Raw genomic sequence first — 23,857 nt, 5'->3', positions numbered from 1 at the left:
GGCAACGATTTTATCTTACTCGGGTTCCACGTCTATAACGACCATCTGATGGCACTCCACCTCCGGTACCTGATAGACGATCCGTCCGTCCTCTTTTTGGAAATCCAGCTTTGTCATCCCAGGCGCCAGATAAATGCTTTTCACCTTTTCCGGAAGCTTCAGTGACACATTTACCCTGTACAGCGGCACGATGTCTTCGATCACTTCCATGGGATTCTCCCTGCCTTCCCAGGTAAATGTCCCGCGGTTTGTCGTGTGGGCGAACAGCAGATGCTGGATATAGCGGTTTTCCCGGGGCTGTTTTGTCACTGTGGTGATCCCCCGGTCCACCAGGTCAGTCACGAGTGTCTTCTCCTGGCCCAGTAACTGGTCGATCGCGTACCGTACCATCTCCTTATGGTGCAGTGATCCTAATTTTCCGTAATCCGTAAAGATATCCCAGCCGATATAGGCAATATTCCCGTTTATCACCCCAGCCGGCATAGTCACCCGGCTGTCATTGGGGGTATGCTGATGAGAGCTGTAGTGAAGCAGATCCCTGTTAAAATATGGATTCTGCCGCCCGGCAAATACCTGTGCCGAATGTCCAGGCTCGATCAGATATCCGCGCTCATACATCACATGGGCACTGTTTCCGGTACTCAACGCAAAACTGGGGATCATATAATCCGGCTTATAAAGGTTCTCTCCCCTGTATTCGGTGTCGAATTCGAGGGCAAAATGTTCCCGATCCTTCTCAAGGCCGCTCTGCCCGCTCATCAGCAGTTTTCCACCGCCGTCTACGTACTCCTTAAGACGTTTGGCCAGTTTATCATCCAGCCTTATAGTATCCGGAAGAACTAACAGTTTATATGAATGAAACTCCTCCTCAAGATCAATAAAACGGTACAGGTAATGTCCTTCCAGCATAATCCGGTTAGCCCCGATATCCGCAAAGGACCGGACACTTTTGTCGGATACCCGGCAGTTCACCGCCTCATCCCCCAGGATCCCGATATCATAACAATTCTGTGCGTCCAGACACCATTTCTCCTTCTCTTCTACCTCCCCATAAGCTTTCCCGATCAGTTCATAGGTAGCCATATCCATCTCCCCGGAAGGATGCAGCTGGTCTCCCACGGAACATTTGGCTCCTAGAGCCAGGCAAAGAGCGGTCTCATACCGCAGTGCATTGGGGTGCTTGAATCCGCCGAATTCTCCCCATGTGGTGTGGAATTTTCCGGTCATGCCCAGATAGTCCATACCCAGATTCGCCACATAGGACGCAGACATCGGAAAGTGGTGATATCCCCAGCCGCCGGTAGGCAGGCTTTCCAGTTCCAAATGGGTGTTATAGGCAGCCAGATCCCTCCGGCCTCTGATCAGATGCCCGGCGTTGTGGAAGATCTCACAGGTACCGCTGTAACGGCGCACGGTTTCCCGGACCCTTTGGGCATAATTCCGGTATACCTCCTCCGCCTGCTCCATGACGGCCTGTTCATCACGGGGATCCTTTCCTTTCTTTATCAGATCAGTTCTGCAGGCTGCACAGTAACAGGGATGAACCGAGGCAATATCCAGAAACAGCGCATCCGGGCTGTAGTTCTGCATAACCTCCCCGATCTGCTCCAGCAGAAGTTCCAGATACCCTGTATGAAAGCAGAGCAGATGCACCCCGGCATCCCCTGAGAAATTTCCTGTCCATCCGCAGCTCTCATCCCGGTTTCTGACCAGCCACTCCGGGTGGCGCACAGCTTCCTTCTCATCCAGGCCGGCACATAGATATACCGGGGCATTTACTCCGATTTCCCTGCATGCCGAAAGCTCTGCCCCCAGCAGGTCAAATTCCAGATGCGGATGCATCTGATTCACCTTTGTCGGATGGTAGGACCAGCCGTGCTGGCATTTGGAAAATACCGTGACGGAATCCACATGTCCTGTTTTTAGTGCCTGCTGGAACTGCTTCTTGTCAAATTTCTCCCCTATATGTTCTAATTGTTCCGAAGTATGGAAATCCAGATGTACCTGACGAAACCGCATATCCATTTTTTCCTCCAGCGGCGCGTTTGCCGCGCCTATAAACGCTTTTCCCTGAGCTTACTTCTTAACACCGTGTACCATTTACTTTATGCAAATTAACCTTTCACCGCACCTGCCGTCTGCCCGGAAATTACGTATTTCTGACAGCACAGATACAGGATCGCGATAGGCAGAGCGGTCAGTACCAGATCCGCGAACACATAATTCCAGTTGCTGGCGTACTGCCCGAAGAAATTATAAACGGTCAGAGGCATGGTCCATTTTGATGAGGAATTAAAGAAATACATGGGGATCATGAATTCATTCCACGCATACATCGCCGTCGTAACCAGCGCGGTAGCCAGGATCGGCTTCATCAGCGGCATAATGATCGTAAAGAACATCCGGGCCGGGGAAGCCCCGTCGATGAAAGCCGCCTCATCCAGATCCCTGGGTACATTCTTGATAAATCCCGACAGTGTAAATATCGTCCAGGGCAGCTGCAGGGCAGCTTCCACCGCCATAACTCCCAGGAAAGTACCCACCAGATTCAGGCTTTTTAACACACCGAAGGTGGTAACGATCTGGATGGGACAGATCATACCCAGCAAAAAAAGATTGTAAACAAAATTCGTATATCTGGTATTTTTCCTGGAAACCACGAACGCGCAGAGGCTCCCGCTGATCAGGACGAATACCGTCACAACCACGGTAATAATCAAACTGTTGACAAATGCCAGTCCGATCCCGCCCTTCTGAATCACATAGCTATAGTTGTCAAAATGCCATTCCGTAGGCAGATGCAGATTAAACAGCTGCGCTTCCGTCGGATTCTTAAAGGATCCCAGAATCATCACCAATAACGGAATAATAATCACAAGGCTGATCACAGCCATAAGAAACGTCAGGGCACCGGAACTCATTATTTTTCTGGTCTTTGCACTCATTACAGATCCACCTCCCTCTTACGCAGCATCCGGTTAATGACCTCCGAGATCACCGCGATCATCAGGAACAGAACCAGGCCCATAGCCGTTGATCTTCCCAGAGTCCCTTTTGAGAACGCTTTATAAATATAGGTGCTCAACACCTGTGTGGCGTTACCCGGACCGCCGCCCGTCATAACGTACACCTGCTCAAACACTTTGAAACCGCCGATCGTATTCATCGTAACGACTACCGTGAAAGCCGGCGCCAGAAGTGGAAATGTGATCGACTTGAACTGCTGCCATTTGTTAGCGCCGTCAATCAGAGCCGCTTCATAATAGTCTTTGGATATCCCCTGCAGTCCTGCCAGGAAAATCGCCATGGCAAACCCGCTCCATTTCCAGACCTGAACAAAGATAATACATCCCATGGCCGTGGTCTTATTTCCAAGCCAGTCAGTCACCAGCCCTTCCAGGCCCAACATGGTCAGAAATTGATTAAACACCCCGTTATTCATCTTAAATACCGAAGTAAACATAATACCAATAACAATAAAACTCAGCACTGCCGGCAGATAGAACAGCGTTCGGAAAAAACTCTTTCCCTTCACCGCGTTATTCAAAACCAGCGCTAACAGCAGTCCCAGCACCACAATCAGAACCGTGGTAATGATCGCAAAGATAAACGTATTCTTTAAAGCCAGCAGAAAATACTCATCCTGAAACAGATAAATAAAATTCTTCAACCCATTAAAATGGGGTTCATACAGCCGTTTCATATTCCAGTCCGTAAAACTTAAGACAAACCCGGCAATAATCGGCAGCGCAAAAAATATACTAAAAATAATAATTGCCGGAAATGTAAAATAATTCGGATAAAACTTATTCTTTCTTTTCTCCATATAGATTCCTCCTTACTGCAGTCCCCTTTTGGATTATTTTGCTCAGCTAGTCTGGGGGGAGGGCTGCTGAGGGATGGGGCGTGGAGTCCAACGGGCGGGACAGAAGTATCGGGGTCAAATCGCATCGGCCGGGCCTCAAGCGGTTTGGCCCCCGATACTTCTGTCCCGCCCGTTGGACTCCACGCTCCCTTTCCTGGTGAAAGCGAAGCGCCATGTTCTAACTGGTTTTATATGGCTTTTCAGCGTTATTTGCAATGTTATTTATATGGTCCTTTAAAAATTTCGGACGCTGTGGTATGTATTCTGAAATGGAATTTTCAGGACCGTGTTATCATAGTAATATTTTGTTGATTTCGCAGCATATTTACAATCTATTCAATAGTGTCCCTGAAAGATTGAAAAACAAAATTCCTAATACACTAATGGGTTTCCTGTTTTTTGTTGGAACTATAACTATATTTTGTTGGAACTATAACTATAATAAAGTATTTCTGTCAGTCAAATTATGCAGGATATAAAATAGACGGAATTTGAATTTGAACATCTAACGAAACTAATAGTAAAGCAGGAGCGGTCCGGCGCAAGGGGTGGCTGTGCGGGAGGAACCAAAAAGTAACGGGATCCGAATCGCTTGAAGCCAGGCCTTAGAACGGGTTACGCAGATGGTGGGAGAACCTCGCAGGGCCTGGAACACTGTCCGAGCCGCTTTTGGCGAGTTTGTTCCAGGCCCTGCTAATAAGAGGTTCTCCCACCATCGGAGTTACCCGTTCTTAGGCCTGGCTGATGCGATTCGGATCCCGTTACTTTTTGGTTCCTCCCCGCACAGCCACCCCTTGCGCCGGACCGCTCCGGACCACTCCAGACCGTTTCAGTCCCTTTAATCAACTAACTCAAAATCCTTCTGCCCCCTGCTGTTCCATGTAATCCACATAGTCAGCCTGGACTGCTTTGAACACCTCATCCGGTGTCTTGTCGCCCTGAAGTGCTTCGATATAATAGTTCCAGACATCTACATTGATACCGCTGGATGCAGCCATCAGGCTGTTCATTTCAAATACATAGTTCCCTGTGGTGATATACTGGTCTACGAGACTTTGTACAACAGGTACTACGTCACCGCCGTCCACGTCGTTGTAGGCGGGGAATCCGGGATTTTCTTCATAGTACAGATTCTGGTATTTGGGCATGGACCATACCTGAAGGAAGGCTTTTACCGCGTCTACCTGCTTGCCGGCTTTCGGTACGAACAGGCCCTGTACATAATTTCCGGTAGGAAGCAGTGCATGGTCTGCATGAGGGATTACAAAGGAACCCATTTCACAGTCTGGATATTTTTTCATGGCGTCGGCCGCCCACTGCTCGATGGTTAAATACATCGCAGCCTTGCCGGTGCAGATGGCTTCTGCCGCTGTGTCATAGCCGACAGACATCATATCATTGTTCATATATCCATCTTTGTACAGATCTACATAATTCTGAAGCACTTGGGAGGTCTCGGGAATATCCGTCCATTTAATCTCATTTTTCAATAATTTATCTGTGGTCTCGACCGCTTTATCTCCTAGTGCACAGGCGATTCCTCCTGTCATGAAGATCTGGGTGGTCCAGTTGTCCGCGTTGGTCTGATAGAAAGGAACCACACCGTTTCCTTTTTCCTTGACAGTCTTTAAGATGTCCAGGAACTCCTGGTAGGTCTTAGGCTGGGGATCTGTGATTCCACAATCTGCCATTACTTTTTTATTGTAATATACTGCCTGATACCCGGAGGATGATTCCTTGGGCATGCCATAGATCTTGCCGTCCACAGTATCTTTGATCAGGTCCGGATTCACAAGTCTTGCCACCCACGGTTCATTGCTCAGATCCTCGCAGTACTGGGGAGCTCCGTACGCCTCGTTCAGACTGGGCAGGTTCGCCTCATACACATCGGGTACTTCTGAAGTGGATAATTTTACTTTTATTAATGAGTCATATTCTTCATCCGGGATTACCTGGAATTCTACTTCACAGCCGTAATCTGCTTTGATTGCTTCCGCCATGGTATTATAAGCGTCAAAGAACTTCGCCTGGCTGGTCATAAAGGAAATGGTCTTTCCTTCCAGAATCGAGAAATCTGTGTCCCCTGCCTGCCCACTGTCCGATCCGCTGTCGGTCGCGGCGGGTGCTTTAGACTCTGCCGGTTCTGCTGCGGGTGTGGCTGCTGGCGCAGGTTCTTCACTTTTGCTGCCGCAGGCTGTCATGCCTGCGGTCATAGCCAGCACCATAGAGACTGCTAAAATTTTGCTTAAAACTTTTCTTTTCATACTGAATCCTCCTTTAGATTCTTCCCTCTTTCCAGTAACGGAAAGCGTCCGGGGCTATTGATAGCTGCATATCCCCTGCACTGCATTTCGAGGTGCTTTCGAGCGCTGCTATTTTTACAGTGCCCTTGAAATCGTGTAAATTTACATTTCTTTCATGTCCTTTATTATAGGAGCTATTTCCCAAAATCGAAATGGAAAATGTCAGCCTAAAATATGGAAATATTTTGCATCAAGTATCTTTTTTCATCTCCTTATTCTATAATAATGCTATAAAATATCAGCGTTTATAAATGCCTACTTCCGGAGGTTATTATGAAAAGTAGTTTTCAAAAAAAATTATTCCTGAAAAGTTCTATCATTATCATTTCCATGGTTTTGATTTTCCTGATCTTTTTCTCCAATTATGTTTACCGCGAGATATCCAAAACATCCCGGAATAACCTGAATGAACTGGCTGCCAAAACGGGCAATGAGCTGACGCTTCTATTTGATGACATGGACAAAATCTCCCTGTATGTGTCCACGAATCCGGACATTATCAGCGCCTTTCATGATACCCGGATGCGTGAGGTAACCAACCAGGAACTTTCTGTGTCTATCTATAATATTATTACTTCCATCACGGTTCCTAACTCTTCCTCCCGTTTCCGCATCAATCTGTTTAACGGCAAGCGCAACTTTATATCCACCGGTATCCCTTACAGCAAATCGATGGTGAAAGAGAAGCTTCGCTCCGATGATTATCTGCAATGGTACCATTCGCTCCCGATTATTCACAGTAATTCCAATATCACTCCCTTATCCCCGGACACCTGGAACTCCAAACCGATCCAATACATATCTTTGTACCGGGAAATCTTTGATTCCCTGATCATCGATCTGCCTACCGGAATTGTGGAAATCCAGTGTCCCTCCAAGTTTATCGACCAGATCATGACACTGGATGTCCCCAATGTGGACAGTTACCTATATACAGCCGACGGCGCAGCGATCTACGGAACATCGGATGAAATTCCTGCTCTGGCCGGCCTTCCCTTTGATCAGGAGGAACCCACCCCTGATCTGACTCCTGTCTATACCATAGCGGATAATCATGTATACAGTGCCGTTCGATTGGAAAACGGGTGGTTCCTGATGCTGGCCCAACACCAGAATCAGGTTTTCCAGATCGTATCCCGGCTGTGCATATCCGTACTTCTTATCAGCGTCTGCATCCTTTTGATCTGCCTTGCAGTCCTGTTTAAAATTATGAAGAATACAACGGAACCCCTTCGCCAGCTGACCGCATCCGTCAACATGATCACCTTAAACTCTCCGTACCTGAATGTGGACACCAGCCAGTATTCCAACGAACTGGTCGGCCTCACCATGGCCTTTGACGAAATGATGAAACGGCTGAAAAATTCCATGGAGGAGAATGTCAAGACCAAGGCCTATGAGGCCAGGGCCAATATGATCGCCCTCCAGTCCCAGGTAAATCCACATTTCATCTGCAATATCCTGACCATCATCAAGGCGATGAGTAAGGAGCAGGATACGGAAAAAATAGGGCAGATCTGCGACTATCTGGCCCGTATGCTTCGGTATATCTCGGCCTATGACGAGGAAGGCGTCCCGATGCGCGAGGAGATCACCGACGCGGAAACTTATCTGAATCTGATGAAAATCCGCTATGAGGGACTGTTTGACTATGAGCTGTACATAAATTCCAAGCTGGATATAGATGCTTTCCGGGTTCCCAAGCTCTTCCTTCAGCCGCTTCTGGAGAACAGTTTCCAGCACGGATTTAAGAAAGTGGTACCTCCCTGGCACCTGAAGATCAGCTGCACGATTAAAAATGATTATTTCTGGTCCATTACGGTTCAGGATAATGGGTTGGGGATTACGGATGAGGAAGCGGAAAAGATTCAGAAGAAGTTATCGGAATTCATGGATAATTCATCCAATACCATAGCCTCCCTGAAAATCGGCGGAATGGGTTTAATCAACACGATCGCCCGGTTAAAAATGCGCTATCCGGACAGTCTGACTTTCCAAATCCAGTCTCTCGCTGAAGGCGGCACCATGATCAAGATAGGAGGAAAATTAGATGATGAATATTTTACTTGTTGAAGACGAGCCTTTGATTCTCAGAAGTCTGTCATGTACCATAGAAGCCTTTCAGCAAAATTATCAAATCGCGGGAAGCGCTTACAACGGCCAGGAAGCAATCGACCTTCTGTCTGAAAAAGGGAATCAGATCGACGTGGTCATCACCGATATCCACATTCCGGTTGTCGACGGTCTGGAACTGATTGAACATATCAATCAACACTATCCCCATATCCTGTGTATGATCTTGACCGGTTTCAGTGAATTTTCCTATGCGAAACGCGCGATCCAGCTCCGGGTATTTGCCTACCTTCTAAAGCCCATTGATGAAAATGAGATCCAGGAACATTTGAAGAAGGCTTATGAGCAAAAATGTCTGGAGGGGATGCAGAACAACAACCCCGCATCGTCCCTCCCCCCGGTCGGGGAAGACGGGATGAATCCGGAATACTGTCTGGCCATTCTATGTATGGGTAATTTTCCGTTTCTCCCCACCGCTTTTGACGCAGTTCCAAAGAATTACTGCGACTCCTTTGACGTCAACGCGCTGTTTGACCAGAATACGGACATGGTCCAGGACTATTGGATTATTCCAGGAAAGTCCATATTTGAAAAAAACCTGATGTTTTCTTTAAAAACCTGCCAGACCCTCAACCGCGAAGAGCAGATCCGCAATATTTTCAAACCGGTTCTGAAACATCCCATTCCGCTGACCGTCATCGTCAGCGCCGACGCTCCCAGCATCCACTCTGTAGGCAAGTCAATTCAAAACCTTCGTTTCCAGTTAAGCCGAGGTATCATCATCGGCAAATCCCAGCTGCTATTCTATCAGAAAAAGCAGCCGGATTACCGGCTTCCCTACGATGAACTGCTCAATAATTATTTAAATCAGCTGACCAATTTATTTACCCAGCGCAACATCTCGCTGTTTAAAACTGTGCTGCGGCACTTTTTGCAGGCTTTACACCAGCGGAAAATGACACAGTTTGGTGTGACCGAATACTTAAATGTCCTGATGAGCAACTGCCTGAACAACCAACAGCTTACAACCAATGGCGCTTCCTCCATGGAGCTGGTCAATGACGCTGTTATCTTCTCCGAATCCTACGAGGCGCTCTATGAAAATATCATCTCCGTCTTCTACGACTTTTTCTGTGAGATGAGCAATTCCCAGGGAAACAGCCATGACAAAAACGAAATTCTGCTGCGCATTGACAGTTATATCCATCAGCACTACACCGAACCCATCAGCATCAAACAGATCTCCGATCATTTTGGTTTCACTCCGGCCTATCTCAGCAAGCTTTACCGTGAAAACAAAAACACCAACCTGTTGGACGATATTGTAAAGCTGCGAATCACGAAGGCAAAAAAACTATTCACCTCCGATCCAAAGCTGATGATCAAAGACGTAGCCGCCTTCGTGGGCTATGATGACCCGCTGTATTTCAGTAAGGTCTTTAAGAAAGAAACCGGGTTGTCTCCTAAGCAGTTTTTGCGGGATGTTTGATGTTCCGTACTCTCCCCATTCATGTTACTTTTCATCCTTCAATGGTAATATCTTTCTCTTAAAAGGTTTACATCGTCTTTGAAATGAGTTACAATAAAATAATAAAAATATTTTACTAATCAGGAGTATTTGTTTATGAAAAAGTCAGGATTAAATCTTATCGGTGTTAAGGAATTTAATCGTGCTTTGATCTTGCAACTGATTTCGACCAGCAGCAAGACTACCAGAAATAATCTGGCCAAAGCATCGAAACTGACCTCTATGACCCTGACCAACATAACATCGGAATTACTGCAGCAGAAAATAATTGTTGAGTCTGATATGGAAAATGACGTTAAAAATGTGGGACGGAATCCGAAGTATCTGACCATCTCTCCACACTCCCCGTTAGTTGCCGGGATTTGGGTTTCCAAGGATTTTTTATTCGGAATTCTGAGTGATTTCAGCCTTAAACTGATCGCTGCTAAGCGGGAGGAATTTCAGCCGGATGAAACTCCGGATACGATTCTGCAAAAGATCTGGCATCTGGCGGATCATCTGCTTCACCTGAGCGAAAGACCGATCCTGGGGATAGGGATCTCCACGATCGGTGTCGTGGACACAATCCACGGTATCATTAAAAACGTAACCAATTTCTTCGATATCAAAGAGCTGGACATCCTGGGATATTTACAATCCCGCCTTCCGGTTCCTGTTTTCGTAAAAAACGACATGCAGGCCGCCGCTCTGTGTGAAATGTACTACGGCATCGGTCAGGAAAAAGAGAATTTTCTCTATATCGGACTGGCAAATGGGATTGCCTCCGCCATCGTGTCCAATCGGCAGCTGGTGAACAATCTCACTGGTTCCTGCGGGGAGCTGGGCCATACCACGATTAACTTCGACGGTCCCAAGTGCAACTGCGGTAGCCGGGGTTGTCTGGAACTGTACGCCAGTGTACCTGTGATCCTTTCCAAAATTAACGAGGCCTGCGGAACAGAATTTACCGTTTTCCGGGAAGCCATGGAATATTGCAAGACTTCTCCCAAGGCATACAGCATCCTTGAGAACGTCTCCGAGCAGTTAGCCTATGCGCTGAACAACCTGATCAATATCATAGATATCAGCACCCTGGTTTTCGGCCACTCAGCCTTCTATCTTCCCGATGAAATCCTGGCCTCCATCGCCTACACGGTCAATCAGATCAGCATCTTCAAAAACAACCGCACGATCCGGATCTTTAAGACCCGCTTCGAGGACAACAGTGCCCTTTACGGATCTGTCTGTATCGTCCTGGATCAGCTGTTTACAGGGAAGATTACGGTTTAAGTTTTATAAATCCTGCAATCCTGCTGCGCAGGCGGGGAGACTGGCTTGCCTTCCCCTATCCCCTCCCATACAGCCAGGTCAACTCACGGACCTCCCGGGCCAATTCCACAGTCAGCTGCCCATCGGTAAGTCTCCACTTCCAATTATCTCCCAACGTAGATGGCGTATTTATCCGGGCCTCGCTTCCAAGTCCCAGGAAATCCTGGATCGGGATCATACACAACTTTGCTACGCTTCCCATGGCCAGACGAATGAAATCCCAGTGGATGCGTCCTCTGGTATGATCTTTGTTATCAACATATCTGGCTGAGAATTCCCGGTCGTGGTCTGACAGTTCATCGTACCATCCCTGAACGGTGTTGTTATCGTGGGTCCCAGTATACACAACGCAATTTTTGGTGTAATTATGGGGCAGGTAGTCACTCTCTTCCCGCGAATCAAAGGCGAATTCCAGGACCTTCATGCCGGGATAACCGGTATCTTTTAAAAGCTTACGGACGGAGTCGGTCAAATACCCCAGATCTTCAGCTATGATGTTCAGATCCCCCATCTCTCTTTGCAAAGTCTCAAATAATGTCAGACCCGGGCCTGGTTTCCAGGTTCCGTTCACTGCGGTTTTTTCGCCGTAGGGAATGGAGTAATATTCATCAAAGCCACGGAAATGGTCGATCCGGACCATGTCGTATAGCTGGAAGCAGTGAGCGATTCGTTTCATCCACCAGACAAAGCCGGTCTGCCTGTGGTATTCCCAGTCGTAGAGCGGATTTCCCCAGAGCTGTCCGGTTGCGGAGAATCCATCCGGCGGACAGCCGGCCACCGCTATGGGTTTCAGCTCCAGATCGAACTGGAACAGGTCTGTGTTGGCCCAGCTGTCGGCACTGTCAAAGGCCACATAGATCGGAAGGTCACCGACGATTTGGATGCCGTTTGCATTGGCATAATTTTTCAATTTTTTCCACTGAGTCCAGAACAGATACTGCTGATATTTCTGAAAATCGATTTCCTGCGCATAATTTTTTTCGTAATCGGCCAGAGCCTCCTGTTTTCTCAGACGGATGCCTTCCGGCCATTCGATCCAGCTGACACCGCCGCAGGAATCCTTTACCGCCCGGTACAGGCTGTAATCTTCCAGCCACAGGGCCTGATCCTGGCAGAATTTCTGAAAATCTGGATTTTGCTGGATATGGCTTCTTTCGAAAGCCCGCCGCAGAATCCGGAATCGGGACAGATAGATCTTTTCATAATCGATATAGACCGGGTTGTCTCCGAAATCACAGGCCTCACACTCTTCCCGGGTGAGAAGCCCCTGCACGATCAGCTCATCCAGGTCAATAAAATATGGGTTTCCAGCAAACGTGGAAAAAGACTGATACGGGGAGTCCCCATATCCCGTAGGGCCCAGGGGCAGAATCTGCCAGTATGCCTGTCCCGCGTCTCTCAGAAAATCAATGAATTCATAGGCACTTTTGGAAAACGAGCCGATTCCATATCTGGAGGGCAGGCTGGAAACCGGCAGTAATATTCCATTCGCTCTCATTGTATATCCTCCTTATGATTATGGCTTTCCTTCAGCCTTTGACCGCTCCTGCGACCACTCCTTCAATTATATACTTTTGACAAAAAATATAAAAGATAATTATAGGAATTATTGCAAGAACCAGCACGGCCATCATATGTCCCATATCGACGGACCCATAGCCTCCCCGCAGATACTGGACTGCTACCGGTATCGTCTTATAGTCCGACCCGATAACCAGATAGGGCAGCAGATAATCGTTCCAGATCCACATCGTATTTAAGATCGCCACCGTGATAGCCGTGGGTTTCATGATGGGGAGCACCACCCGGAAAAAAGTCTGGATCGGATTACAGCCGTCGATCATCGCCGCTTCCTCGATGTCGATGGGTATGGATTTTACAAACCCGCAGAACATAAACACAGACAGACCCGCACCGAATCCCACATACAGCACAATCATACCGGCAGGATTATCCAGATACAGCATATTAGCCAGCTTACTCATGGTAAACATGACCATCTGAAACGGTACTACCATGGAAAATACAAACAGGTAATACAAGCCTCCTGTAAATCTGCCCTTAACCCGTGTCAGCCACCATCCAGTCATGGAAGTCAGTAATACGATGGCAGCTACCGAGAAAACGGTGATAAACAGGGAGTATCCAAAAGCCGAAAAAAATCCACTTTTCTCCACACCCTGAAAATAATTCGATAAACCGGCAAAGGATGCTGCCGAAGGCAGCTGAAACGGAGCGTCGCTGATATACAGCTTTCCTTTAAAGGAATTCATGAGCACCATCAGGATCGGCGCCAAAAAAACCGCCGACAGAAGCAAAAGGAATAGAAATAATATAGTATTTCCAGACTGCTTTTTTTCCATCAGCCCTCAACCTCCTTTCGTCTGGTCAGCCAAAGCTGGGAGAAAGTGATAATTCCTACGATAATAAAGAAAATCACGGCTTTCGCCTGTCCGACCCCTTCCCATCCGTTTCTGCCATAGAACGTGTTAAAGATGTCTAACGCCATCATCTGGGTCTGCTTCCCAGGCAGCCCCGCCGTCAGCGACAGGTTCTGGTCAAAAAGCTTGAAGGAATTGGATATGGTCAGGAACAGGCAGATCGTAACAGACGGCATGACCATGGGGATGGTCACCTTGGTGAGGACCTGCCATCTGGTGGCGCCATCGATCTGGGCGGCTTCGATCAGCTCCGGTGCCACATTTTGAATTCCCGCGATATAGATGATCATCATATAACCGATCATCTGCCAGCACATCAGAACCACCAGCCCCCAGAAGCCGTAGCCTGCCCTGGCCGTGATATCCGCACCGACTGTCGATAGGAGTACGGAGTTAATGATCAGCTGCCAGATATAACCCAGTACGATGCCGCCGATCAGGTTCGGCATGAAGAAGATCGTGCGGAACACATTGGTCCCCTTTACTTTCCTGGTCAGCAGCAAAGCCAGCAGAAAGGCAAGAATATTGATAAGGATTACGGAAATCACCGTAAATTTGACCGTAAACCATAGAGCGTTGGGGAAATCCCGGTTGGAGAACGCGCGGGTGTAATTGGCGATTCCTACCCATTTTGCGTTAGTCACCGTAGTGAATTTACAGAATGATAAATATATGCCCATGAGGAACGGAACCAAAAATGCAATAGCAAAAGCGATCAGTGTCGGCAGGGCAAATACCGGAAAGTATTTTTTATACGTTTTCTGCATAAATTACTTCTCCTTTTCTTTATAGGTCTGTTTGTATGGATGCTCGGAAAAAGGGTGAGCATTCTTCCATCGGTACTCACCCTTCTCGACATTTTCTCTTTTGAATACCCCGCCTGACAGACGGCTTTTATTGAGCTGACATTTCCTTTTCATCCGCCCAGTTCCGGGTGGTATTCGTAACCAGCTCTTCCCATTTCAGATTGCCCTGCGCGTAAGAAAGCAGATCCGCGCCCAGCATGTTTTTGAATTCCTGGCTGGGGAAGGCGGTAAAATCCCAGGTTACCGTATACAGATCCCCATTCTTCATATAGCGGTCCACTTCCTTTGCCAGAGGATCCACCGGTTTTTCCGCATCCTCAAAGGTGCTGAATGGAGTGATAAAGCCCAGGTCTTTCGCCACAAATTCTTTTCCCTTATCAGAGCTGAACACCCATTCCATAAAATCGATGGAAGCCTTTTGATCGTCTGCCGACACCTGGCTGTTTACACTTAAGAAATTTTCCGTTCCGATACAAAGTCCCTGTTTTTCTTCTCCCTCCACACCGATATAGATGGGCAGGAACTTGATGTTTTCTTCTTTTACCGTATTGCCTTCCGCTTTCTGTACCTCACTCCAGCCCCAGTTTCCATTTTGTACCATAGCTGCCTCTCCCCGGGCGAATTCGCCCATGGAGTCATCCACGGATTTGCTTCCCAGTGCTTCCGGAGCAGTCGGAGAATTGTTCAAATACAGGTCAAATATATTTTTAAAATTCTCGTTGTAAGAAAACTCAATGGTGTCCGGGTTTTTGTTACCGCTGTCTTTAAATTCATAATACATCGGAAGGTTCATCAGATGGGTCTGCCATCTCCAGTCATTTCCTGCGGAAAATGAAGTGGAGGCAAATACACCTTTAATTCCCAACTGATCTTTTTTCGCCGTCATATCCTCGGCGACGGCTTTTAGAGTTGTGAAATTATTGATCTGATCCACACCGGTTACATCTACTGCCTTGTCACTCAGTGCAAAATATTTTTGCATGATATCGTCGTTATAGATAATACCATAGCCCTCTACAACAAATGGTACTCCGTAAACTCCTCCGCCTTCCGATATGGCCAGATCCGGAGTATTCAGCCAGCTGTACAGATTGGTATCTTTCAAATCCATGGTGTAATCTTTCCAGGTCTGATATCCGACCGGCCCATTGATATGGAACAGGGTGGGCGCTTCTTTCTTTGCCATTTCAGACTTTAAGGTCTTTTCATATTCTCCGCTGGCTGCAGTAACCACCTTGACCGATACGCCGGTCTCTTTGGTGTATTCTGCAGCTATCTTTTCCCAGACATCCGCAACCTCGGGCTTAAAATTCAGATAATATACACGGCCTTTTCCATTTGCTGCCTGGTTATTGTCCGTATTGGTATTATTCTGTGCTGTATCATTTTGATTTGTATTCTGCTGCCCGTTTTCCGGTTTCTTTTCTTTACTGCAGGCAGTCAGAGTGCCTGCCAGTACCGCAATCAGCATTGTGACAACCGTCAATTTTTTTAACCTTTTCACAAAGATGCCCTCTCTTTCTTACATAAGCTTGTATTCGCTTATAGTATGAGAAAAATTTTTCCATCTTATCCACATTTTCTGTTTTTATTTTGCTTAACATCCGCCTGCGATGTAAATTTTATAAACAAACTTGCAGTACATAATTCATTGATTCTTCTTAATAATCAAAATTATGTGGTCAAAAAAATAACAAGCTGGTTTAAAAAATAACATTCCAGTTTAAAAAATAACAATTGTTGTGTATCCAACTTTTTTATATTATACTGAATTTAGAAAGATAATATTTTATTCTTATATAATAAAAGGGGGAATTCTTATGACAAGCACTCTAAAACATCCTCTATTTTTATTGGATGACAAATCGCTGCCTTCTGCGATCTCTCAGGGTTCATACCGCGTGGTCAATCTGACTTTCGGCGAGGTCAAAGCGATCATGGATCTGCACCGGGAAGAGGATATGATATGCTGCTTCGAAAACACAAATATTGAAAACATCATATACACCTATCTGCATGTGGAAAAGAAGCAATTCGAATATACGAATGCACAGCAGATGGAGGTAGGGCAGGATGGTCTGATATTCCGGCTCTATATTATGCCTTCTGAGAGCCAGCCGGTCATTAATCCTTATTTTGGCAGTGAGGCGAAAAAGATTGAAAATGTATTTGTATACTGTCAGTTGATATCCAGAACCGAGTAATCCAGTATGTAATGGTAGTTTTGTCTATATAAACAGGAGTCAACATCCATAGCCTGTACAGCTATGTCTGTTGACTCCTCTTTCATTTTCTTATGCTTAACAGATCGTGATTGCCATTACGGCTTCAGTATGTAAGTCTATTTACCAGAGATTACGATAGATATCCATGACATCCGCTTTATTAGGGATCCGGGGGTTTGTAGCGGTACAGCTGTCTGCCAGCGCAGCTTCTGCCATGATGCTGATCTTTGACATATACTCCTCTTCCGTACATTTGCCGTACTGGGACATGGATAACGGAATATCCATTTCCTTCAGCATGAACTGCACCCAGTTTACCAGTGCCCGGACGGTGGTGATGGTGTTAAAGTTCTGAAGTCCCAGAATTTTAGCAATATTCACATATTTTTTTACCTGCGGCAGATAATCCTTTCTGCTGCGGCTGTGGATATTAATATCACTGTTAAATTCAATAATGTGAGGCAGCAGCATAGCATTGGCCCGGCCATGCGGAACATGGAAATTCGCTCCCAGCTGATGTGCCATACCGTGATTCAGACCAAGGGACGCGGAATTAAACGCCAGACCGGCAAGACAGGAGGCGACATGCATCTTCTGCCTTGCATGGGTATCATTGCCGTCCAGAAAAGCTCTTAACAGGAATACCCCGCATATTTCAATAGCTTTCTCGGCCAAAGCTGCCGAAAACTCATTATTATTGATACTCACATAAGCTTCCAATGCATGGGTAAATACATCCATGCCGGTATCTGCCGTAACCGCCGGTGGAACACTGCGAACCAGTTCCGCATCCAGAATCGCTTCGGTAGGGATCAGCGATTCAGCGACCAGCGGGTATTTTACATGGCTCTGTGTGTCCGTAATTACTGAAAAAGAAGTTACTTCCGAGCCTGTCCCACTGGTGGTAGGAACCGCGATCAGCGCCAGTTCATCCAATTCTCCTGTCTTTAAGGCAAAATCCTTAATCGCCTTAGCGGAGTCGATGGCAGAACCGCCGCCTACTGCGATCAGCGCCTGAGGCTTGTACCCAACGACAGCCTGAACGCCCGTCACGATTTTCTCGATAGGGGGATCCGGTACCACGTCTTTAAAAATATCAAACTCTATATCGCCGCTGTCCAGACGATACGTAATCAATTTGATCATTCCGCTCTGCACCACAAACGGATCGGTAATAATCATAACTTTTTTATAAGGAATATCAACCAGTCTGTCCAGGGAGTTCTCACCAAAATAGATTTTTGTCTTGATATCAAAACTCTTCATGTTTTCTCTTCCTTCCCAGAAATAAGCATTTTCGTTGCATTGTGAATATTATAACATTCTTTGTCCGATTTATCAAGATCAATTCCACAAAAAACAACAGAAATCCACAAGCATCGAAATAAGCCATAAATCACTTAGCTTGAGTCATATTGTTGGTAAAATCTTCAATGCTCGACGACTTTGCCGCAAGTTTCAACCATTTGGTTAAGATATCGCAATCAGACTGAGAGGTAATTTTTTTGCGCAGCCTATCTGGAACTGGCCCAAGCTCTGCCAGTAATTCCAGAATATCGTCTATCTTTCCTTTTTCTATTCCCTGTGCTATACCTTTTTCTATACCTTTACCGATTCCCTGGTTTTCTCTCTCGGACAATTCATCCGCGAATAGTTCGCGCAGTGCTTCACACATTTCTTTTCCCTCCTGATACTTTTTCCAGTTCGCCCGTACGATCAGGTCCATCGCAGCTGCGTACAGCGGGTTCTTTTCCATCCCTTTATAGGCTTTTGCCAGCGGCTCAATATCCTCATGCAGCTGCAGATCACTATGCAGCCGGCTAAGCCAGATATTTTCCTCTTTTGATAGTTCTCTTGTCACCAACACCTGAAGTGGGAACAAAAAGCCATGAATATAATAAATACCTGGATATGTTTCTTTAATCTCAGCACCATAACGCTCTCTTAGAAACAGAAACAGCTTTCTGGGATAATGATATCCTACTATGGTGACTGTTATCTCTTGCGGCTCTACTTCAGCAATGCAATAAGGCGTCCACCAGGTAAATCATTCATTCGTGAGAACAATAGACAAAAAAACTGTATCACGTCTAACGCAACACAGTTTTTTATACTCTATAATTTAATCATTAAAGAAGATAAGTCGGCAAATCACATCTGAGATTTGAGATAACTTCAAATTTTTTCTCATGAATATTATCGGACTTCTTCTCTGCCGGCTGAGTGACTGCGGTTTCAACTTTTTCCTTTGCTGCAGCCGGTTTTTTCGCGGCAGGTTTTTTCGCCGCGGGCTTCTTAGCTGCCGGTTTGGCTGCTGCTTTCCCAGCTGTTTCCACCGGCTTGGCTGCCGCTTTCGCAGCTGTTTCCGCTGCCTTTGCCACGGTTTTTACCGCTGTTCCCTCTTTTTTATCCGAAACGGCAGTTTCTTTTTCGCTCACCTCTGCTTTAGCCACTTCCACGTCGCTCCCTTCCGGCTTTTCGACCACTTTTTCTTCCGTTTTCAGATCCTGTTCTTTTGCGATCTGATTCGCCCTTTGAATACTTCCTTTACCTACTGGCAATTTTCACTACCTCCTTCGTTAGTTCCATATACTCCTGTGCACTTCTGCTGCTCTGCTTAAAAGCTATCACAGGCTGACTGTTATCCTGCGCCCATTCGATCGAGCTGTCCACCCGGATATATGTATCAAATAAGTGGACATCATCCATTTCCTGCAGTGTTTCCAACGTCTGCTTAAAATAGTTCTTTCTGGTATCCACCTTTGTTACCGCAATTCCCATCAGTCTCAGGTCCGGAGTGATCTCCTTTACCTCACTTAAAAACTCAAACATGTTAGCCAGTCCAAATAATCCCCAGGGGCTGGCCTCCACCGGTATGATCAAAAAATGCGAAGCGGCTAGGATATTCATAACCCATCCGCCCAGAGTCGGCGGCGCATCAATAAGAATATAATCATATTTCCCTGAATCCAGTACTGTCCGCAGACACTTCTTCAAAATATATTCCCTCTGCCATTTTGTAAACAACTCATATTCGATCCCGCTCATCAGTGTGGAAGAAGGGATCAAATCCAGCCCTTCATAACGGGTATGCTGCACATAGTGCTCCAGATCATTCTGATTCCGAATCGCATGATACAGGTTCTGGTTCCCACTGGCGAACCCCAAAGCCTCCTCCTCCGTAAAAAAGGAAAGCGTCAGGTTCATCTGCATATCCCCATCCACCAGCAGCACCTTATATCCCAGTTTTGTCAACCCGAATCCAACATTCGAACAGGTGGTGGACTTACCGCTTCCGCCCTTATTATTGGCAAAGCATAATACTTTCGTATCTCCCATAGCCGGTCTCCTTCACATTGTATGTAAAAATTATACTTCCTTAAGGGATTATTTTCAATAGGGATTCTTGGAATTGGATCCGACGGAGAATGTCATAATGACCATCACATACCCCAGCTTCTGCCAGACAAACACGATAACCAGTGCCCCAAAACGCCGTCTCTTCCCTGCCAAGCCACGGAACCTGTAAAAACGCCATATGTAACTTCTCGCCGATAACCGGCATACCGGCCACGAAAATAAACTGCCAGACGAATCCCTCTGACCTGCCACTTTGATTCCCCAACGCCGGAATACCCTCCAAAAGCGAGGACATAATCCACAACCTGTCCGCATACATTAGTGCATAAGGAAAAGGAGTGTGGAACGATGTTCGAAAGGAAACCAATACCGGAACTTACAAAAGATCTGAGAGCCAATACCTCCGCCGGGCTGACAGAAGTGGAGGCGGCGGCCAGACTACAGGAATATGGTAAAAACGCATTGGCGGAGGAAAAGCCGAAATCCTCTGCCCAGATGTTTCTGGAGCAGCTGAACGAACCTCTGATTTTCGTTCTCTTTGTTGCAGCGGGCGTCTCCATGCTGCTTCGGGAATTCGGAGATACTACGATCATTATGGCTGTAATCCTGCTGAATTCCATTGTCGGTGTCATCCAGGAGGGAAAGGCGCAAAAGGCGCTGGATGCGCTGAAAAAGCTGACAAGCCCGACCGCTCTGGTAAAAAGAGAGGGACAGACCTATGAGATCCCGTCTGAGGAATTGGTGCCGGGTGATCTGGTGATCCTGGAAGCCGGACGGCAGATTCCCGCAGACCTGCGTCTCATCTCCTCCGCCAGTCTGAAGATCGAAGAATCCGCTCTCACCGGTGAGTCACATCCCATAGAGAAAGATTCCGGCTTTCTGGCCTCCAAAGAACTTCCTCTGGGCGACCGCAGAAATATGGCCTATATGTCCACCAGCATCGTATATGGAAGAGGCAGCGGCTTAGTCACCGCAACCGGAATGCACACGGAGATCGGCCGGATCGCGGGTATGATATCCCGCACCCATAATGAGCCCACCCCGCTGCAGAAACGGCTGGCTGATCTGGGTAAACTACTCAGTATCGTGGCGGTATTCCTGTGCGTGGCGTTATTCGGCATCGCTATACTGCAGCACCGGAATATTTTCGATATGCTGCTTACGGCGATCTCTCTGGCGGTAGCAGCAGTTCCAGAGGGACTCCCTGCCATTGTCACCATCGTACTGGCTCTCAGTGTGTCACGTATGGTAAAAGTACATACGATCGTCCGGCGGCTCCCATCGGTGGAAACACTTGGCGCAGTGAGCATCGTCTGCTCGGACAAGACCGGGACTCTGACTCAGAATAAAATGACGGTGGTTCGAAGCTTTGTAAATCTGGAATTTCATACGACGGAAGAATTGGACGATGAGAAATACCGCTATCTGGTGGAAGGGCTGGTTCTCTGCAGCGATGCCACAGTGGAAGATTCCAGACGGATCGGAGATCCCACCGAACTGGCCCTGGTCGAGATGGGAATCAAATGCCATAAATCCAAACCCGTGCTGGAGCACCGAATGCCGCGGATGAATGAACTTCCTTTTGATTCCTCCCGAAAAATGATGACGACCATGCACCGCAGCTCCGGCACCACCATCTCCTTTACCAAAGGAGCCGGAGATGTAATTCTGGAGCGCTGTACTCATATTCTTCTGCATGGAAAATCGGTGCCCCTGACAGCCGGACACCGAAAAGAAATCCTTTCCGCTATGAATCATATGTCGGCGGATGCCCTGCGGGTACTGGCTCTCGCTATGCGCCGGGACAGTACATCTCTTGTGGAAAAGGGCATGACTTTTGTCGGCTTGGTCGGAATGATTGATCCGGTACGGCCAGAAGTCTACGACGCGGTACAACAGTTCCGGCATGCTTCGGTGCGCACGGTGATGATCACCGGTGATCATGTCAACACAGCCTATGCGATTGCCAGGGATATCGGAATCGCCGATCAGCCCAAACAGTGCATGGAAGGCGCGGAGCTGGATAAGATTCCGGAAGCGGAACTGCCTTCCAAGATTAAGAATATAACTGTCTTCGCCAGGGTATCTTCGGAACATAAAGTGCGGATTGTCAAAGCGTTTAAATCTCTGGGCAATATCGTGGCAATGACGGGAGACGGCGTAAACGACGCGCCCTCCCTGAAGACAGCGGATATTGGAATCGCCATGGGAATGAACGGCACAGATGTGGCCAAGAACGCCTCCGACCTGATCCTGACGGACGATAATTTCGCCACGATTGAAAAGGCGATCTCCGAAGGCCGGGGGATTTATGAAAATATAAAGAAATCTATACTGTTTTTGCTCTCCTCCAATTTCGGAGAGATCATTACAATGTTTTTATCCATCCTGATCGGACTGCCCAGTCCGCTGAAAGCCAGTCATATCCTGTGGATCAATCTGATCACAGACTCACTGCCCGCTCTGGCTCTCGGTGTGGACGAAAACGATAAGAAACTGCTGATGTCCCGGCCGCCCCGGAATCCGAAGGAGAATCTCTTCGCCCACGGCGGGCTGTTCTGCACCCTATTTTACGGTACACTGATTGCTCTGATCAGCCTGGTTGCCTTTATGACGATTCCCTATGTCTACCTTCAGGTCAACCATGCGGAATTTACTATGACGAATATCATGACGGTTCTGGCAGTCCCGGATCTGCTGGCCAGAGCACAGACCTATGCTTTTACCGTGCTGGGCCTTTCCCAGCTCTTCCATGCGATCGGTATGCGCAATGTGGAGGAATCTGTATTCAAGATCGGACTGTTCAACAACAAACTGATGATCCTTTCCTTCGTCCTCGGTTTTCTGCTGCAGTTCTCCGTAACAGAGATTCCCTCCCTGGTGACCATGTTCGGCACTGCGAAACTATCCCACGGAGAATGGGGCCGCCTGCTGTGCCTGGCATCCCTGCCGCTGTGGGCCCACGAAATCATGCTGATACCTACGTACTTATCGGTCCGCAAGAAACACTCCGCCGATGATCAGAACGGCACCGGCGAATCCCATGTAGGAAACTTTTTCACCCAGAATTAACCAGGCCGCAACCATCGTTACAAATGGATTCAAATAGATATAATTATTCGTCTTAATGATTCCGATCGACTTCACTGCCACATTCCATGTCACATAACCTGCCGCGCTGCCCAGCAATCCCAGGAACAGCAGGCTCACCAGCACATCCGGGTAGGCCAGCGCCGGCAGGTTGAATTCACCGCCCTGGACGATTACCACCGGCAACGTAGTGAGGAATCCATAGAGCATGATTTTTCTTGTCAGTACCAGATTATCATAACGGTGCACATATGCTTTCAGATTCACGGAATAGACGGCCCAGCACAGAGCCGCCAGTACGGTCAGCAGATCGCCCAACGGATTCAATTTTAACACAAAGGTCCCGTTAAACACTACCAGCATTACTCCGGCTAATGCGATCAGCGCCCCGCCCCAGGCGGACTTCTTAAGCTTCTCATCCTTGGTCATAATGTGGGCCAGTACGGCTGTGAAGATCGGCGCCGCGGCCAGAATGATACTGACGTTTGATGTGAGCGTGTAAGTCAGGGCCACATTTTCACACAAAAAATAAAGCGTGCTTCCCATCACGGCCAAACCGGCAATTCCCAGTTCGTCTTTCAGACTTTTTGGTTTTTCAAATTTTCTGCTGAGCAGTGCCAGAACCACATATGCCATCCCGAAGCGCATGACCATAATCTGGGCCGGCGTAAAGTAGGCCAGCATAATTTTGGAAGCGATAAAGGTGCTTCCCCATACAATTATCGTGAGACAGGCCAATGTATGGCCGAGTATCTGTGTTTTTTTCTCATTCTCTATCTTAAGTTTTTCCATTCTCTCCCTCATTTTTTCCTCGATGCGCTGCAAAGACATAGCAAAGGGGACGCTGTAAAAGGAATG

The 23,857-nt window shown here is 47.3% G+C and carries 19 protein-coding genes; 5 read left to right on the top strand and 14 right to left on the bottom strand.

The features are described from left to right. Positions 1–15 precede the first annotated feature (15 nt). The 4 genes from KTH90_RS02750 to KTH90_RS02735 form a co-directional block, all read right to left on the bottom strand. Positions 16–2,025, bottom strand: a complete 2,010-nt coding sequence (locus KTH90_RS02750; RefSeq protein ID WP_238726210.1) for an alpha-amylase family protein — start codon at positions 2,023–2,025, stop codon at positions 16–18. Positions 2,026–2,114: 89 nt separating this feature from the next. Next, positions 2,115–2,945 carry a carbohydrate ABC transporter permease gene (locus KTH90_RS02745; protein ID WP_238726209.1) on the bottom strand — a complete coding sequence of 277 codons (831 nt, stop codon included), beginning with the start codon at positions 2,943–2,945 and terminating at the stop codon, positions 2,115–2,117. After that, positions 2,945–3,826 (bottom strand): carbohydrate ABC transporter permease, encoded by an 882-nt coding sequence (locus KTH90_RS02740; RefSeq protein ID WP_158352574.1) that lies wholly within the window; start codon positions 3,824–3,826, stop codon positions 2,945–2,947. The genes KTH90_RS02745 and KTH90_RS02740 overlap by 1 nt, the downstream gene beginning before the upstream one ends. An 890-nt stretch (positions 3,827–4,716) precedes the next feature. After that, positions 4,717–6,129 (bottom strand): ABC transporter substrate-binding protein, encoded by a 1,413-nt coding sequence (locus KTH90_RS02735; protein WP_158352575.1) that lies wholly within the window; start codon positions 6,127–6,129, stop codon positions 4,717–4,719. A gap of 312 nt (positions 6,130–6,441) precedes the next feature. Here KTH90_RS02735 and KTH90_RS02730 point away from each other — a divergent pair, with 312 nt between their 5' ends. The 3 genes from KTH90_RS02730 to KTH90_RS02720 all read left to right on the top strand — a co-directional run bounded on the left by KTH90_RS02730 (position 6,442) and on the right by KTH90_RS02720 (position 11,038). Continuing rightward, on the top strand, positions 6,442–8,241 hold the full coding sequence (locus tag KTH90_RS02730) for a sensor histidine kinase (RefSeq protein WP_158352576.1): 1,800 nt from the start codon (positions 6,442–6,444) through the stop codon (positions 8,239–8,241). Continuing rightward, positions 8,219–9,730 (top strand): response regulator transcription factor, encoded by a 1,512-nt coding sequence (locus KTH90_RS02725; RefSeq protein WP_158352577.1) that lies wholly within the window; start codon positions 8,219–8,221, stop codon positions 9,728–9,730. The genes KTH90_RS02730 and KTH90_RS02725 overlap by 23 nt, the downstream gene beginning before the upstream one ends. A gap of 135 nt (positions 9,731–9,865) precedes the next feature. Next, positions 9,866–11,038 carry an ROK family protein gene (locus KTH90_RS02720; RefSeq protein WP_158352578.1) on the top strand — a complete coding sequence of 391 codons (1,173 nt, stop codon included), beginning with the start codon at positions 9,866–9,868 and terminating at the stop codon, positions 11,036–11,038. A 55-nt stretch (positions 11,039–11,093) separates the two neighbouring features. Here KTH90_RS02720 and malQ read toward each other — a convergent pair whose 3' ends face one another. The 4 genes from malQ to KTH90_RS02700 all read right to left on the bottom strand — a co-directional run bounded on the left by malQ (position 11,094) and on the right by KTH90_RS02700 (position 15,795). Then, a complete protein-coding gene (malQ, locus tag KTH90_RS02715) occupies positions 11,094–12,575 on the bottom strand; it encodes a 4-alpha-glucanotransferase (RefSeq protein WP_158352579.1) in 1,482 nt (493 codons plus the stop codon). Between the two features lie 31 nt (positions 12,576–12,606). Next, positions 12,607–13,440: a carbohydrate ABC transporter permease gene (locus KTH90_RS02710; RefSeq protein ID WP_158352580.1), complete on the bottom strand. Its 834-nt coding sequence runs from the start codon at positions 13,438–13,440 to the stop codon at positions 12,607–12,609. Further along, positions 13,440–14,285 carry a carbohydrate ABC transporter permease gene (locus KTH90_RS02705; protein WP_158352581.1) on the bottom strand — a complete coding sequence of 282 codons (846 nt, stop codon included), beginning with the start codon at positions 14,283–14,285 and terminating at the stop codon, positions 13,440–13,442. The genes KTH90_RS02710 and KTH90_RS02705 overlap by 1 nt, the downstream gene beginning before the upstream one ends. Positions 14,286–14,412: 127 nt before the next feature. Continuing rightward, on the bottom strand, positions 14,413–15,795 hold the full coding sequence (locus KTH90_RS02700) for an ABC transporter substrate-binding protein (RefSeq protein ID WP_158352758.1): 1,383 nt from the start codon (positions 15,793–15,795) through the stop codon (positions 14,413–14,415). Positions 15,796–16,144: 349 nt separating this feature from the next. Here KTH90_RS02700 and KTH90_RS02695 point away from each other — a divergent pair, with 349 nt between their 5' ends. Next, on the top strand, positions 16,145–16,528 hold the full coding sequence (locus KTH90_RS02695; RefSeq protein WP_158352582.1) for a hypothetical protein: 384 nt from the start codon (positions 16,145–16,147) through the stop codon (positions 16,526–16,528). A 141-nt stretch (positions 16,529–16,669) separates the two neighbouring features. Here KTH90_RS02695 and KTH90_RS02690 read toward each other — a convergent pair whose 3' ends face one another. From KTH90_RS02690 to KTH90_RS02670, 5 genes are all read right to left on the bottom strand, one after another. After that, positions 16,670–17,815: a 1-propanol dehydrogenase PduQ gene (locus KTH90_RS02690; protein ID WP_158352583.1), complete on the bottom strand. Its 1,146-nt coding sequence runs from the start codon at positions 17,813–17,815 to the stop codon at positions 16,670–16,672. Between the two features lie 130 nt (positions 17,816–17,945). Continuing rightward, positions 17,946–18,410: a hypothetical protein gene (locus tag KTH90_RS02685; protein ID WP_158352584.1), complete on the bottom strand. Its 465-nt coding sequence runs from the start codon at positions 18,408–18,410 to the stop codon at positions 17,946–17,948. Between the two features lie 268 nt (positions 18,411–18,678). After that, positions 18,679–19,110 carry a hypothetical protein gene (locus KTH90_RS02680; protein ID WP_238726208.1) on the bottom strand — a complete coding sequence of 144 codons (432 nt, stop codon included), beginning with the start codon at positions 19,108–19,110 and terminating at the stop codon, positions 18,679–18,681. Continuing rightward, entirely contained in the window at positions 19,097–19,888 is a 792-nt protein-coding gene (locus KTH90_RS02675) for a ParA family protein (protein WP_158352585.1), read from the bottom strand. The genes KTH90_RS02680 and KTH90_RS02675 overlap by 14 nt, the downstream gene beginning before the upstream one ends. Positions 19,889–19,928: 40 nt before the next feature. Continuing rightward, entirely contained in the window at positions 19,929–20,174 is a 246-nt protein-coding gene (locus tag KTH90_RS02670; RefSeq protein ID WP_238726207.1) for a hypothetical protein, read from the bottom strand. Between the two features lie 83 nt (positions 20,175–20,257). On the opposite strand from KTH90_RS02670, the gene KTH90_RS02665 reads away from it, so the two are divergent. After that, on the top strand, positions 20,258–22,981 hold the full coding sequence (locus KTH90_RS02665; protein ID WP_158352586.1) for a cation-translocating P-type ATPase: 2,724 nt from the start codon (positions 20,258–20,260) through the stop codon (positions 22,979–22,981). On the opposite strand, the gene KTH90_RS02660 is transcribed toward KTH90_RS02665, so the two are convergent. Beyond that, complete coding sequence (locus tag KTH90_RS02660; RefSeq protein WP_158352587.1) at positions 22,898–23,791, bottom strand: DMT family transporter; 894 nt, start codon at positions 23,789–23,791, stop codon at positions 22,898–22,900. The genes KTH90_RS02665 and KTH90_RS02660 overlap by 84 nt on opposite strands. Positions 23,792–23,857 lie beyond the last annotated feature (66 nt).

It is taken from the genome of Diplocloster modestus (genome assembly GCF_019042245.1).
GTDB lineage: Bacteria > Bacillota > Clostridia > Lachnospirales > Lachnospiraceae > Diplocloster > Diplocloster modestus.
This window is presented reverse-complemented; position numbering and strand designations above follow the sequence as displayed.

Excerpts from the sequence above, each read along its gene's own strand:
- KTH90_RS02750 (WP_238726210.1), bottom strand. The coding sequence starts at position 2,025 with ATGGATATGCGGTTTCGTCAGGTACATCTGGATTTCCATACTTCGGAA.
- KTH90_RS02745 (WP_238726209.1), bottom strand. The coding sequence starts at position 2,945 with ATGAGTGCAAAGACCAGAAAAATAATGAGTTCCGGTGCCCTGACGTTT.
- KTH90_RS02740 (WP_158352574.1), bottom strand. The coding sequence starts at position 3,826 with ATGGAGAAAAGAAAGAATAAGTTTTATCCGAATTATTTTACATTTCCG.
- KTH90_RS02735 (WP_158352575.1), bottom strand. The coding sequence starts at position 6,129 with ATGAAAAGAAAAGTTTTAAGCAAAATTTTAGCAGTCTCTATGGTGCTG.
- KTH90_RS02730 (WP_158352576.1), top strand. The coding sequence starts at position 6,442 with ATGAAAAGTAGTTTTCAAAAAAAATTATTCCTGAAAAGTTCTATCATT.
- KTH90_RS02725 (WP_158352577.1), top strand. The coding sequence starts at position 8,219 with ATGATGAATATTTTACTTGTTGAAGACGAGCCTTTGATTCTCAGAAGT.
- KTH90_RS02720 (WP_158352578.1), top strand. The coding sequence starts at position 9,866 with ATGAAAAAGTCAGGATTAAATCTTATCGGTGTTAAGGAATTTAATCGT.
- malQ (WP_158352579.1), bottom strand. The coding sequence starts at position 12,575 with ATGAGAGCGAATGGAATATTACTGCCGGTTTCCAGCCTGCCCTCCAGA.
- KTH90_RS02710 (WP_158352580.1), bottom strand. The coding sequence starts at position 13,440 with ATGGAAAAAAAGCAGTCTGGAAATACTATATTATTTCTATTCCTTTTG.
- KTH90_RS02705 (WP_158352581.1), bottom strand. The coding sequence starts at position 14,285 with ATGCAGAAAACGTATAAAAAATACTTTCCGGTATTTGCCCTGCCGACA.
- KTH90_RS02700 (WP_158352758.1), bottom strand. The coding sequence starts at position 15,795 with ATGCTGATTGCGGTACTGGCAGGCACTCTGACTGCCTGCAGTAAAGAA.
- KTH90_RS02695 (WP_158352582.1), top strand. The coding sequence starts at position 16,145 with ATGACAAGCACTCTAAAACATCCTCTATTTTTATTGGATGACAAATCG.
- KTH90_RS02690 (WP_158352583.1), bottom strand. The coding sequence starts at position 17,815 with ATGAAGAGTTTTGATATCAAGACAAAAATCTATTTTGGTGAGAACTCC.
- KTH90_RS02675 (WP_158352585.1), bottom strand. The coding sequence starts at position 19,888 with ATGGGAGATACGAAAGTATTATGCTTTGCCAATAATAAGGGCGGAAGC.
- KTH90_RS02665 (WP_158352586.1), top strand. The coding sequence starts at position 20,258 with ATGTTCGAAAGGAAACCAATACCGGAACTTACAAAAGATCTGAGAGCC.
- KTH90_RS02660 (WP_158352587.1), bottom strand. The coding sequence starts at position 23,791 with ATGGAAAAACTTAAGATAGAGAATGAGAAAAAAACACAGATACTCGGC.